The organism is Arthrobacter sp. NPDC092385 (assembly GCF_044755105.1).
Classification (GTDB): domain Bacteria; phylum Actinomycetota; class Actinomycetes; order Actinomycetales; family Micrococcaceae; genus Arthrobacter_D.
This window is the reverse complement of the sequence record NZ_JBIVQL010000003.1, coordinates 263,773-275,594: the sequence shown is the minus strand read 5'-3', so window position 1 is coordinate 275,594 and position 11,822 is coordinate 263,773. Positions and strand designations below refer to the sequence as shown.

Sequence of the window (11,822 nt, the reverse complement as noted above, 5' to 3'; positions counted from 1 at the left end):
AGATCAGTCGGTGCCGCGCCAGATCCTGCGCCAGAAGGAGGCCTTGGGCGGCTCCGGCGGAGCCGCGGCCTCCGCCGTGCGGCGGGCCGCCTCCCGGCGTTCCCGCCAGCGCTCCACCTCGGCATCGACGTCGCGCAGTCTGGTGATCACGGGCGGACCTCCGAGGAGCTGGCGCCGCGCGTCGATCACGCGGTAGTTGAAGTCCTCGAGGACCTCGCGGACCTGCTTCTCGGTGTACTGGCGGTCGAGGCGGTCGTCGAGTTCGGCGTCCTCCGTGCGCAGCAGGATGGCCCGCGGACCGAGCCCGGTGATGTTCTCGCGCTGGATCAGTCCCTTGACCCACCAGTCCGGATCGTGGGCCTCCCCCAGGCCGGGGATCGGCTTGCCGGCGAGCGCCAGGTTGTCGAAGTCCCCGCGCGCCACAGCACGGTCCACGATCAGGCGCGCACGCTTGGCCTCGTCCTCGCCCTCCCGCAGCGGGGCCAGCTCCCCGTCCGGCGCCGCGTCGCCGTCGTCGTCCTGGCGTTCCCGTTCGGCCATGGCGTCGGCCACTCCCCCGCCGTCCCGGGCAGCACGGTACTGGGCCGCCTTGCGCAGCCTCTCCTCGTGTTCCTGGGACCTGCTGATGCCGCCGCCCTCCGCCTCGCTCGTGCCGGTCCTTCCAGTATTCCGAGGCCGCGGAGGGGCGTGCAACCGATTCTCCTGCCGACGAACGGGCTGGCGGCCGGAGGATTGCGGGCTCGTGCACGTGCTTCGGCGGCGACAGCCCGTTCCGACGGCGCGTCCTGGCACGACACGCACTGTCCCGTCCGAAGCGCGAGCGCGAAGCCGCAGCAGTACGCCGCCAGGGACGCGGGGCGAGCCGGTCGACGACGTCGGGCCACCTCCGTGAAGGTGGCCCGACTTCGTTCGCCGTCAGGGACGCGCTAGGCGAGCCAGGCGGTCGTGTCGCCAGGCAGCTTGCCGTCCGCCAGGGGCGAGCTGCTCAGCAGCACGGTTCCCGCGGGCAGGTCCACCGGCGTCGGACCGAAGTTGGTGACGCAGTGCCAGCCGCCGGGACGCGTGAAGTGCAGGACGTCGGCGGAGGACTCCTCGATCCACTCGAAGTCCTCGTCGCCCTGCAGCTCGCGGCGCAGTTGCAGCGCCCGGCGGTAGAAGCTGAGGTGGGAGGCGGGATCGCCCTCCTGCACCTCCACCGCGTACTCACCGAACCACTCGGGCTGCGGCAGGTGCGCCCCCTCGAAGCCGAAGCCGAAGGACCGGCCGTCCTTCGTCCAGGGCAGCGGCACGCGGCAGCCGTCACGGCCCACGTCCACTCCCCTGTTGCGGAAGAAGGTGGGATCCTGGCGGTCCTCGTCGGCGATGTCGGCGACCTCGTGCAGGCCGAGCTCCTCGCCCTGGTACAGGTACGCGGAGCCGGGCAGCGCGAGCATGAGCTGCGAGACGGCGCGGGCCCGGCGCTCCCCCAGCTCACGGTCGAGCACCGGTTCCGTACCGCCGCTCATCAGCCAGGCCGAACCGTCCTGGCCACCCTCTCCGCCCTGGCCCGGCTTGCTCGTGCCGTCCGGTCCTGCCGGCGGCAGTCCGTAGCGCGTGGCATGCCGCACGACGTCGTGATTGGAGAAGACCCAGGTCGACGACGCACCGGAGGACGTAGCCTCGACGAGGTTCTTCGTGATGATGTCGCGGAACTGGTGCGGGTTCCAGTCCGCCTTGAGGAGGTCGAAGTTGAACGCCTGGCCGAGTCCCTCGGGGCTGGCGTAGCGGGCCCGACGGTCGGCGTGCACCCAGGCCTCGGCGACGGCGGTGCGCGGCGGCGTGTATTCGTCGAACACCCTGCGCCATTCTGCGAAGACCTCGTGGACCTCGTCGCGGTCCCAGAAAGGGTGTCGGCCGTTGTTGTTGCCACCCTCGGGCCCGAGCTCGGCCTTCGAGGGCAGCGGCTCGGTCATGTCCTTCGTCAGCGCGTGCGCCACGTCCACGCGGAAGCCGTCCACGCCGCGGTCGGACCAGAAGCGCAGGGTCGTGAGGAAATCGTCGCGGACCTCGCGGTTGTCCCAGTTCAGGTCGGGCTGTTCCCTGGCGAAGATGTGCATGTACCACTGGCCGTCCTCCGTGCGCTCCCAGGCCGGACCGCCGAAGACGGACTCCCAGTCCGAGGGCGGTTCGGCGCCGTCGGGGCCCTTGCCGTCGCGGAAGATGTAGCGGTTCCGTGCCGCCGAGCCCTTGGGCGAGGCCAGCGCCTCCTGGAACCAGGCGTGGCGGTTGGAGGTGTGGTTGGGCACGATGTCCGCCACGAGCTTGATGCCGGCCTCGTGCAGGGCGGCGATCATCTCGTCGAAGTCCTCGAGCGTGCCGAGTTTGGGGTCGACGTCGCGGTAGTCGTCGACGTCGTACCCGCCGTCGGCGAGAGCCGACGGGTAGAACGGGCTGAGCCACACGGCGTCCACGCCGAGGGACTTCAGGTACGGGATCCGGGAGGTGATGCCCTTCAGGTCGCCGATGCCGTCACCGTTGGAATCGGCGAAACTGCGCGGGTAGATCTGGTAGACGGCGGCCTGGCGCCACCAGTCCGGGTCCTGCATGCGGGCGGCGAACGCTTCGGCGGACAGCTCGGTCGAGGCGTCGACGGCGGATTCGACGTCGGGGTTGACGGTGGAAGTCACGAAGTGGTCCCTTTCGATGGGTCGGGCTGGCGTTATTTGGAGGATCCGCGCATCACGCCGGAGATGACCCAGCGCTGCGCGAAGAGGTACACGATCAGCAACGGTGCCATCGCCATGAGGTAGGACGCGAATGCCACCGGGTAGTTCGTATTGAATTGCCCCTGGAAGACGAACTGTGCGAGCGGCAGGGTCTGCGCTGACGGATCGGAGAGGATGACCAGCGGCAGCATGAAGTCGTTCCAGGCCCAGAGGCAGGTGAGGATGCCGACTGTGGCGTTCATGGGGCCGAGCAGCGGGAAGATGATCCGCCAGAACACGGTCCAGGTGGTGGCGCCGTCGGTGAGGGCTGCTTCCTCGAGTTCGAGCGGTATGGAGCGGATGTACGCGACGTACACGAAGATGTTGAACGAGAGCCCGTACACCGTGTAGAGCAGGATCAGTCCGAGCTGGTTATCGAGTCCGAGGATGGCGGTCTGCTTCACCACGGGCAGCATGATGATCGGGAACGGGACGAACAGGGCGGCGATGAAGTAGAAGTACAGCCCCTTGAAGAACCTGCGGTGCATGTTCCGCGCGATGGCGTAGGCGACCATCGAGTTGGTGACGAGGGTCAGCAGCACCGTGCCCACCGTGATCAGGCCGGTGTTGAGCAGTGCCCGGGGGAAGCTCGTAAGGGTCCACGCTTCGGCGAAGTTCTCCCAGCGGGCCGACGTCGGCAGCCCGAAGCCCGTACCTCCGAGCTGGTCCGGGGTCTTCAGTGCCGTCACCACGGTCAGGTAGAGCGGGACCAGCACCGTCAGTGCGCACACGGCCACGAGGGCCGTCAGCCACCAGTTGACGCGTCGGCGGTCCGGGCGGAAGGCACGGGTAGCGACGCCGTCGTGCAAGGGTTCGTTCGCCAGCACGCGGCGGGCCGCGGAGGAGGATGTGGTGGTCATCAGAACGAAGCCTCCCTGCGCTGCAGCACCCGCAGCTGGATGAATGAGATGGCGATGATCACGAAGAGGTAGATCACGGCGTTGGCTGTCTGGTAGCCGTACTCCCCGCCCTGGAACCCTCCGCGGTAGATGAGCAGGGAGATCGACTCTGTGGATGTCCCGGGGCCACCGGCCGTCAGGGACACGATCTGGTCGAACACCTGCAGGAAGTTCTTGAGGCTCAGCACCATGTTGATGGTGAAGAACGCTCCGATCAGGGGGAACGTGATCGATGTGAACTGCTTCCACGGCGAGGCTCCGTCGAGGGAGGCAGCCTCGTAGAGTTCGGCCGGGATGGTCTGGAGGCCGGCGAGGTAGATGATGATGTTGAAGGCGGCGGCCTGCCAGACGGAGAGGATGACCACGCCGATCCACGCCGTGTCGGGGCTGGCGAGGATGCTCGTGGTCAGCGACGTGATGCCCAGGGCCTCGGCGATCGCCGGGACGGAGTTCGAGAACAGATAGTTGAACACGTAGCCGACGATCAGGATCGACAGGATGTTCGGGATGAAGAAGACGCCCCGGAAACCGGTCTTGAAGCGGATGCGCCCGTTGAGCGCGATGGCGACCGCGAGCGCGACGATGTTCACCGCCACGGTGGAGACGATCGCGAACAGGAAGGTGAATCCATACGCCCCGTAGATGCGATCGTCGCCGAAGAGGTTGGCGTAGTTCCTCAGTCCCACGAAGGACCATTCGCCGTACCCTGCGTAGTTCGTCAGGCTGAAAAACATGCCGGTGAGGAGGGGCACGGTGTGGAACACGGCGAAGAGGGCGAGGGCGGGGAGCACCATCAGGTAGAAGACCCGTGGCACGCGCCGATCCTGCCGCAACGCCCGCGGGGGCGGTGTGCCCGGCCGAGCCGGGCTGCTCACTGGAGTGCTCATGTCAGTCCTTCTCGTTCGGGATGGTGCGTGCGGCGATCTTGCTCCACTCGCGGTCCATGGTGGACAGGAAGTCCTCGGGCCGGCCGCCGAGCACCAGCTCCTGCAGGTACTGGGGCAGGGGAAGGCTCGCCGGCAGTTGGTGGTCGATGAAGCCGATGATGCGGTTGTCCTCGAAGTAGGGGGCGAGGCCCGCGAGGGCCGGGTCCGTGGTCTCGGCGCCCGTGGCGAGCGGAGAGAACGCACTCTGCTCCTGCGCATAGCGTTCGACGACGTCGGGCGACATCAGGAACTCGACGAACCGCCTCGCCTCCTCCGGATGCTCCGTGTCGCGCCCGACGGACACCGCGACATCGACGCCGGACACCACCACGGTCTCCTCGGGGGAGTTGGTGGCCGGGTAGGGGAAGGATCCGATGTTGGCATCGGGATTGGCGGCCCGGATGGCGGGGATGGCGTAGCTGCCCTGCATGTACATGGCCGCCTCACCCGCACCGAAGGCCGCGTTACCGGCGTTGTAGTCGCGGCTGGCGGCGTCGTCCTGCCCGAAGCCGTACAGGGTGGTGAGTTTCTCCACCGCCTCGGGATAGTCCTTCGAGAAGGACACCTCCCCCGATGCGACGTCCGGTCCCGCGGCGCGCAGTCGGTCGTAGAACCCGTCGGGCTGGAGCGCGCCGCCGAGGTTCACGAACGCCGGGCCCATGGTCCAGGCGTCCTTGATGGTGGTGTAGAAGGGCGTGACCCCGGCCGCCTCGAAGGTCTCTGCCACCTCCAGCAACCCGTCCCATGTGAGAGGCACCTCGACGCCGTACTGCGCGAAGAGGTCCCTGTTGTAGAGGATGCCGCTCGCGTTGCTCGAGAACGGCAGGGCGTTGACCTCACCTTCGTCGCACGAGCCGAGGTCGTCGATGATGTCGGTGACAGCCGGGCGGACCTGCTCGACGACGGGCAGGTCCGAAAGGTCCGCGAAGACGCAGGCCTTGGCGAGGTCGCCGTAGCGGCCGTTGCCGTTGAGCGTCAGGACGTCGGGCGTCTTGTCCTTGACAAGCAGCGTCCGGATGGCGGTGTCGGCGTCCGGCACATGGTTCTGCACCACGCGGATGCCGGGGTTGGCGGCTTCGAACTCGTCGATGATGGAGCTGAAGTTCGCCACCGCTTCGGGCTTGAACTGGAAGAAGTCGAGCGTGACGACGTCGTCCTGGGCAGCGCATCCCGAGAGGGCGAGCGCCAGGACAGCTCCTCCGGCAACAAATCGGACGGCTCGCCTCGCGGGGCCGGGGGGAAGCTTCACAACGGGCTCTCCTTCGTGCGATGTGATGGCGTGCCTGGACGCCTCGTCGTCGATCTGGGCACTTGTTATTTTTACGGCAGAAATAACAGCCGTGTCAACCATCACATCGACAGCCCATTCTCGAGTCGAACAGGAGGCGAAGCGTGCAGGAGACCCACCATTAGCGATACTCTGAAAATAAGTACCCCCTGCGAACGGAACATCATGGACGCGGTCACCTCGCTCGCACCCTCCAGCCCCGCCCGGGCGCTCGCGCGCGAAGTCCTGATCCGCGGACCCATCTCCCGCGCCGACCTCGCGGCCCGCCTCGGCCTCTCCGTGGCCAGCCTCACCCGGTTGAGCAAGCCCCTGCTCGATGCCGGTGTCCTCCGCGAATCGGACGAGGTGACCGCGGCCGCGATCGGACGGCCCGTGCGCCCCCTCGAGGTCAGCCCCGACGCCCACCGGTTCGTGGGCGTCAAACTCACCGGGGGGGCCGCCTCGGCGGTAGCCACCAACCTCAAGGCGGACGTCGTCGGCTCGAGCGAGCGCGCGCTGCCGAGCCACGACGTTGAGGATGTCATCGACGCCATCGTCGGCGCGCTGGCCGATCTGGGGCCCCTCGAGGAATTCAGCGGCATCGGCATCAGCATCGGCGGCAAGGTGGACTCCGATGCCACGGTGCTGCGGGCCCCGTTCCTCGGGTGGCGCGACGTTCCCCTCGCAGGGCTCGTGCAGGAACGGACCGGGCTGCCCGCCGTCGTCGAGAACGACGTCGTCGCCCTGACCATCGCGGAGCAGTGGTTCGGCGCGGGGCGCGGGGAGAAGGACTTCGCGGTCCTGACAGTCGGCGCGGGCGTCGGCTACGGACTGGTCATCAACGACACCGTCATCGCACCTCCCGATGCCGGCCTCGGCCTCGTGGGGCACTATCCCCTGGACCCCACCGGGCCGCGGTGCAGGGAGGGCCACCGCGGGTGCTCCTCGGCCGTGCTCACCATCCCTGCAATCTGCTCCCAGTTCGCCGCCTCCACGGGCGAGCAGCGCACGTATGACGAGATCCTCGGGCTCGCCGGGGAGGGGCATCCCGTGGCCGGAGCCGTCGTCCAGGCGGCGGGCGAGGCGCTCGGCCTCCTGGTGTCGGCGGTCGCGAACCTGACCATGGTGGAACTCGTGGTGCTGTCCGGTGAGGGCATGGACCTCGCGGACGTCGCGTCCGAGCCCCTGCGGCGCTCTATCGAATACCACCGTGATCCCGAGGCGGCGCCCGTCCGGCTGAGCCGCCAGCCGTCGGACTTCGCACAGTGGGCCCGCGGCGCTGCCGCCGTCGTCATCCAGCGCACCATCCTCGGGACCCTGCAGTAGGAAAAACACCGCAGCAGGAATTATGAAGCCGCCTGATGAATTGCACGGAGTATGACAACTCTCGCAATCATCGGAGCAGGACGCGGCCTCGGGGCCGCCGTAGCACGCCGTTTCGGAGCCGAGGGGTTCTCCGTGGCCCTCATCTCCCGCAGCCAGGGCAAGCTGGACGCCCTCGCCGAGGAGCTCGGTGCGGCAGGGGTCCATGCCCGGGGCTTCGCCGCGGACGTCCGCGACCCCGCATCCATCGCCGCCGCGCTCGAGGCCGCGACCGAGACACTCGGCCCCATCGAGGTGCTTCAGTACAGCCCGCTGCCGCAGAAGGACTTCATGCGGCCGGTCCTCGAGACGACGCCGGCGGACCTCAAAGGCCCGGTCGAGTTCTCCATCTACGGCCCCGTGGCCGCGGTCCACCAGGTCCTGCCCGGCATGCGGTTCCTCGGCGAGAACCGCGGGACCATCCTGTTCGTCAACGGCGGGTCCGCCGTCAAGCCCGGCCGGGGCGTCACGGGAACATCGGTGGCCTTCGCAGGCCAGGCCGCCTATGCCCAGCTGCTGCACGAGGTGCTGGGCGAGGAGGGCATCCACGTGTCGCAGCTCATCATCGGTGGCCGCATCATCGAGGGCGATCCGGAGAAGGGGCCCGATGTCCTCGCCGACGTCCTCTGGGACCTGCACACCGCACGGGACACGTTCCGCCGCCAGATCAGCGCGGACTGACCCTCCTCATCGACAACGGCCTCAGCGCCGCCATCAGCAGCAGCAGCAGCAAGGAGCACAGCATGGGCAAGGTCTGGTTCATCACGGGGACGTCGCGCGGGTTCGGCCGCGAGTGGGCTGAGGCAGCCCTCGAGCGCGGCGATTCGGTCGCCGCCACCGCGCGCAGCACCGACAGCCTGACGGCGCTCGTCGAGCAGTACGGCGACCGGGTGCTGCCCATCGCACTCGACGTCACCGACCGGGCTGCCGTCTTCGCCGCGGTCCAGCGGGCGCAGGAACGCTTCGGCCGGCTCGACGTCGTCATCAACAACGCAGGCTACGGCCAGTTCGGCATGGTCGAGGAACTGGCGGAGTCCGAACTGCGCGACCAGCTCGAGACGAACCTCTTCGGGGCGGTCTGGGTCACCCAGGCGGCACTGCCGTACCTGCGCGAACAGGGCAGCGGCCACATCATCCAGGTGTCCTCGATCGGCGGGATCTCCGCCTTCCCGACGGTCGGTGCTTACCACGCGTCGAAGTGGGCCCTCGAGGGACTGAGCCAGGCGCTCTCGCAGGAGGTCGCCGGCTTCGGCATCAAGGTCACCCTGATCGAGCCGGGCGGCTTCTCGACCGACTGGGGCGGCAGCTCGGCCCAGCGCGCCACGGCCATCCCCGCCTACGACGGCGTGAGGGAACAGGCGGCGAACCGGCCGAGCCGTGTCGGCACGCCAGGGGACCCGGCGGCGACCCGCGGGCCCATCCTCACGATCGTCGACTCCGAGGAGCCACCGCTGAGGGCCTTCTTCGGCGAGGCTCCGCTGGGCATCGCGAAGGCCGACTACGAATCGCGACTGGCCTCGTGGGAACAGTGGCAGCCGGTGGCCCTCGAGGCGCACGGCGGCAGGGACTGACAGCACCCGGGCACGGGCCTGATCGTCCACGGACAATAGCTTGAGGACACCCACCACCTATGGAGGATTCATGAAGATCGCACTGCTCGGCGTCGGACGCATGGGCTACGAACTCGGCGTACACCTGCTGAGTGCCGGCCACGAGCTGACGGCCTGGAACCGCACGGCGAGCGCCGTCGAACGCCTGACGGACGCCGGGGCCACGCAGGCCGGCTCCGCGGAGGACGCCGTCCGGGACGCCGACGTCGTGATGACCGTGCTCTTCGGGCCGGACACCGTGCGTGAGGTGGTGCTCTCCGGGTTGGAGATCCCCGCCGAGGCCGTGTGGTTCGACGTCACCACGGTGTCGCCGGAGGATGCCCGCGAATTCGCCGACTACGCGTCCGCCGCCGGCGTCCGGTACGTCCACGGCCCCGTGATCGGGAGCCTCGCCCCGGCACGGGAGGGCAAGCTCGGCGTCCTGCTGGGAGGCGCGCCCGAAGATGTCGACGTCGTCGAACCCCTTGCCGCCCTGTGGGGCGACGGCGACCGCCTCCGCCGCGTCGCAACGCCGTCGGACGCGGCGACGGGGAAGCTCCTCGCGAACCTCGCCCTCGGGGTCTCCCTGCAGGGCCTCGTCGAGGCCCTGCGCCTGGGCAAGGCGAACGGGCTGGACGCCGCAGCGGTGCTCGACCTGCTGAAGGGCACCGGGCTCGGCGTGATCGCCGGGATGAAGGGTCCGGTGATCACCGGAGGCTCGTTCGGGGACACCCAGTTCTCCGCCGACCTGCTCGCCAAGGACGCACGGCTCATGCTGCGCTCAACCCCCGATCCCCTGCCCGCTGTGACGGCTGTCCTGCAGTCCCTCACCGACGCGCAGCGTGCCGGCTCGGGCGATGACGACATCGCCGTGATCGCGAAGCCGGAGCTCGGGTAGGCGCAGGTAGGCGCAGGTAGGCGAAGCCGGAGCAGCATTCGGCTAGTCGACGGCGGCCTGTGTGAGCGCCGGGACATCTGGGTACGTACTCCTGTATGGCTAACCTTGATACTCCCGGTCCCGACGCAACCCACCAGCGCCCCGAGGGCGTCTCCGACCTCACCGTCGAAGCGCTCGGCAAACTCTCCGAAGCCCTCGAGGTCGTGGAGAACGCGCGCGGCTTCCTGTACAACTTCCACCGCCTCACCGGCACGGCGGACCTCAACCTCTCGGAGGCCGAAGAGCTGTTCCGCAAGGCCGGCCACACGGAGATCGCCGACAGGCTCGTGAGTGACATCATCGGGCGCAACGTGATCGAGGGACGGTGGACCTTCCAGATCATGGAGGATTACGACGACAACTACTACTCCGAGTTCAAGTCCTTCGAGAAGGAAGCGCGTGACACCCTCGTCGAGGGCAAGCGGCACCTCTTCGAAGCGGAGATGAAGGAAGACCGCCGGACCAAGGGCAGGAAGCACCACGAGGCACTGCCTCCGGAGGCCTGAGGCCCGGGCGCCGCCTCCGGCCGCTTCGCGAGAGGATCGTCCGACCATGAGCAGCCGTGCCTCCATGCAACAGCCGATGGAGCACCCGGCGCATCGGCTCGGCCGGGCGCGCTTCGCCGTCCGTGCGCTGTTCCTGACCGACGGGGCGATGTTCGCGAACATCCTCCCCCACCATCCATCCTCACGCTGCTGGCGTCGCCGGTGCTGCCGAAGCGGATCCGTCACCGCTGAGCAGCAGGTTCCCCTCCGTCGTTTTCTATATTGTCCCGGGCATCTGTTAGACATGAGCAGTCACGAATCGAACCCTGTCTGGGGAGCGGGTCGGCGTGGCGACACATGCGGATGGGGACAACATGCGATTCGGTGAGATGCTGCGGCAGGCACGCATCGCCAAGGGCTTGACGCAGGCCGAACTGGGCGCGGGCTTGTATTCCATCCACTACATCTCCCTCCTCGAGCGGGGCCAGCGCCAGCCGACACCCGAGATGGTGCAGCATTTTGCGAGCCGCCTGGGCATGGATGTGCAGACTCTGAACTGGTGGGTCGAGCCGCCGTCGGCCGATGACCAGCCGGCCTTGACCATCGCCATGTTCGCGGCGAACTACGCGCGGGACATGCAGGACGACGCCCTGGCGGCATCGGAAGCCGAATATGCCGCCTGCATCGCCCATGAGCAGCGGAACGCTCCTGCCTGGTGGGACATGTCGATGCTGCAGGCGCAGTCGCTGATCGCACTGCGTCGACTGGAGGATGCCGAGAACGTCCTGCAGCGCATGGCGAACTCGTCGCTGATGGTTGCTACGGCCGAGCTCCGGTCCGTCGTCGAGGGCCTGCTCTCCACCATCGCCCGCAATACGGGTCGGCTGCGGGAAGCCCTCGACCTCGCCCGCCGGGCCGTAGCCTCCGCGGTCGACCTTCCCGACCATGCACCTGCCCGCCTGCAGGCGGCTTTCATCCTCATCGCCGCGCTGTCGGTCAAAGGGGACCTCGACGAGGCGTGGGACGTCGCGACCAGCCTCACCATCAGCGAGGATGCGCCCGCGGTGCCATCGCTCCTCATCGCCCGAGGTGCATGGGCGATCGGCAACGTCGCTTTCCGACGCGGGGAGGTGGAGATCGGTCGTGAGCAGCACGCCCTCGCGGCCAGGCTGCTCCTGCCCCAGACGGACTTCGAGCTGTGGGCCGATTTCCATATGTCGAGCGCCTCACTCAAACTGCAGGCCGGCGTCATCGACGACTCCGTCCGTGAGTCGATCAGCAACGCCGACGTCGGCCTGAAGCTCGTCGGTACCCAGGGCCAGCGGCTCGAACTCACGCTCGCGAAGGCCCGATTCGCGATCATGACAGCCGACCTCGTGTCCGCGGAGGAGCTCCTCCGGACCGTCGTCGGCCACCGCGAGCTCCTCGGCTTCGAGGCTGCGACCGAACTCGAGGACAGCCTGGGCCAGTACTACGCGGCGAAGGGATCCTCGACGCAGGCCGCGCACCACCTGACGCAGGCGGCGCAGCTCTACTCCGAGGCCGGCGCCGATGAGAAGGCCCGTGAACTGATGGACCAGGTACGCGCCCTCACCGCCTGAGCCATCAGCTGC

The 11,822-nt window shown here is 68.4% G+C and carries 11 protein-coding genes; 6 read left to right on the top strand and 5 right to left on the bottom strand.

Going from position 1 to position 11,822, the window contains the following annotated elements; genetic code table 11:
- Positions 1–3 precede the first annotated feature (3 nt).
- The 5 genes from ACIQCY_RS06300 to ACIQCY_RS06280 form a co-directional block, all read right to left on the bottom strand.
- On the bottom strand, positions 4–693 hold the full coding sequence (locus ACIQCY_RS06300; RefSeq protein WP_400483036.1) for a DUF1992 domain-containing protein: 690 nt from the start codon (positions 691–693) through the stop codon (positions 4–6).
- 233 nt (positions 694–926) lie between these two features.
- A complete protein-coding gene (locus ACIQCY_RS06295) occupies positions 927–2,585 on the bottom strand; it encodes a glycoside hydrolase family 13 protein (RefSeq protein WP_400483066.1) in 1,659 nt (552 codons plus the stop codon).
- Positions 2,586–2,698: 113 nt separating this feature from the next.
- On the bottom strand, positions 2,699–3,604 hold the full coding sequence (locus ACIQCY_RS06290) for a carbohydrate ABC transporter permease (protein ID WP_400483035.1): 906 nt from the start codon (positions 3,602–3,604) through the stop codon (positions 2,699–2,701).
- Positions 3,604–4,530, bottom strand: a complete 927-nt coding sequence (locus ACIQCY_RS06285; RefSeq protein ID WP_400483034.1) for a carbohydrate ABC transporter permease — start codon at positions 4,528–4,530, stop codon at positions 3,604–3,606. The genes ACIQCY_RS06290 and ACIQCY_RS06285 overlap by 1 nt, the downstream gene beginning before the upstream one ends.
- Position 4,531: 1 nt before the next feature.
- Positions 4,532–5,818, bottom strand: coding sequence for an ABC transporter substrate-binding protein (locus tag ACIQCY_RS06280; protein ID WP_400483033.1), 1,287 nt, complete (start codon positions 5,816–5,818; stop codon positions 4,532–4,534).
- Positions 5,819–6,022: 204 nt separating this feature from the next.
- On the opposite strand from ACIQCY_RS06280, the gene ACIQCY_RS06275 reads away from it, so the two are divergent.
- The 6 genes from ACIQCY_RS06275 (at position 6,023) to ACIQCY_RS06250 (ending at position 11,810) form a co-directional block, all read left to right on the top strand.
- Complete coding sequence (locus tag ACIQCY_RS06275; RefSeq protein ID WP_400483032.1) at positions 6,023–7,162, top strand: ROK family protein; 1,140 nt, start codon at positions 6,023–6,025, stop codon at positions 7,160–7,162.
- Positions 7,163–7,213: 51 nt separating this feature from the next.
- On the top strand, positions 7,214–7,879 hold the full coding sequence (locus ACIQCY_RS06270; protein WP_400483031.1) for an SDR family NAD(P)-dependent oxidoreductase: 666 nt from the start codon (positions 7,214–7,216) through the stop codon (positions 7,877–7,879).
- A gap of 62 nt (positions 7,880–7,941) precedes the next feature.
- A complete protein-coding gene (locus ACIQCY_RS06265) occupies positions 7,942–8,769 on the top strand; it encodes an SDR family oxidoreductase (protein ID WP_400483030.1) in 828 nt (275 codons plus the stop codon).
- Between the two features lie 70 nt (positions 8,770–8,839).
- Entirely contained in the window at positions 8,840–9,685 is an 846-nt protein-coding gene (locus ACIQCY_RS06260; RefSeq protein ID WP_400483029.1) for an NAD(P)-dependent oxidoreductase, read from the top strand.
- A 95-nt stretch (positions 9,686–9,780) separates the two neighbouring features.
- Positions 9,781–10,230: a hypothetical protein gene (locus ACIQCY_RS06255; RefSeq protein ID WP_400483028.1), complete on the top strand. Its 450-nt coding sequence runs from the start codon at positions 9,781–9,783 to the stop codon at positions 10,228–10,230.
- 353 nt (positions 10,231–10,583) lie between these two features.
- Positions 10,584–11,810 carry a helix-turn-helix domain-containing protein gene (locus tag ACIQCY_RS06250; protein ID WP_400483027.1) on the top strand — a complete coding sequence of 409 codons (1,227 nt, stop codon included), beginning with the start codon at positions 10,584–10,586 and terminating at the stop codon, positions 11,808–11,810.
- The last annotated feature ends 12 nt before the right edge of the window (positions 11,811–11,822 follow it).

Excerpts from the sequence above, each read along its gene's own strand:
- ACIQCY_RS06295 (WP_400483066.1), bottom strand. The coding sequence starts at position 2,585 with ATGCAGGACCCGGACTGGTGGCGCCAGGCCGCCGTCTACCAGATCTAC.
- ACIQCY_RS06290 (WP_400483035.1), bottom strand. The coding sequence starts at position 3,604 with ATGACCACCACATCCTCCTCCGCGGCCCGCCGCGTGCTGGCGAACGAA.
- ACIQCY_RS06285 (WP_400483034.1), bottom strand. The coding sequence starts at position 4,530 with ATGAGCACTCCAGTGAGCAGCCCGGCTCGGCCGGGCACACCGCCCCCG.
- ACIQCY_RS06270 (WP_400483031.1), top strand. The coding sequence starts at position 7,214 with ATGACAACTCTCGCAATCATCGGAGCAGGACGCGGCCTCGGGGCCGCC.
- ACIQCY_RS06260 (WP_400483029.1), top strand. The coding sequence starts at position 8,840 with ATGAAGATCGCACTGCTCGGCGTCGGACGCATGGGCTACGAACTCGGC.
- ACIQCY_RS06255 (WP_400483028.1), top strand. The coding sequence starts at position 9,781 with ATGGCTAACCTTGATACTCCCGGTCCCGACGCAACCCACCAGCGCCCC.
- ACIQCY_RS06250 (WP_400483027.1), top strand. The coding sequence starts at position 10,584 with ATGCGATTCGGTGAGATGCTGCGGCAGGCACGCATCGCCAAGGGCTTG.
- ACIQCY_RS06275 (WP_400483032.1), top strand. The coding sequence starts at position 6,023 with ATGGACGCGGTCACCTCGCTCGCACCCTCCAGCCCCGCCCGGGCGCTC.
- ACIQCY_RS06265 (WP_400483030.1), top strand. The coding sequence starts at position 7,942 with ATGGGCAAGGTCTGGTTCATCACGGGGACGTCGCGCGGGTTCGGCCGC.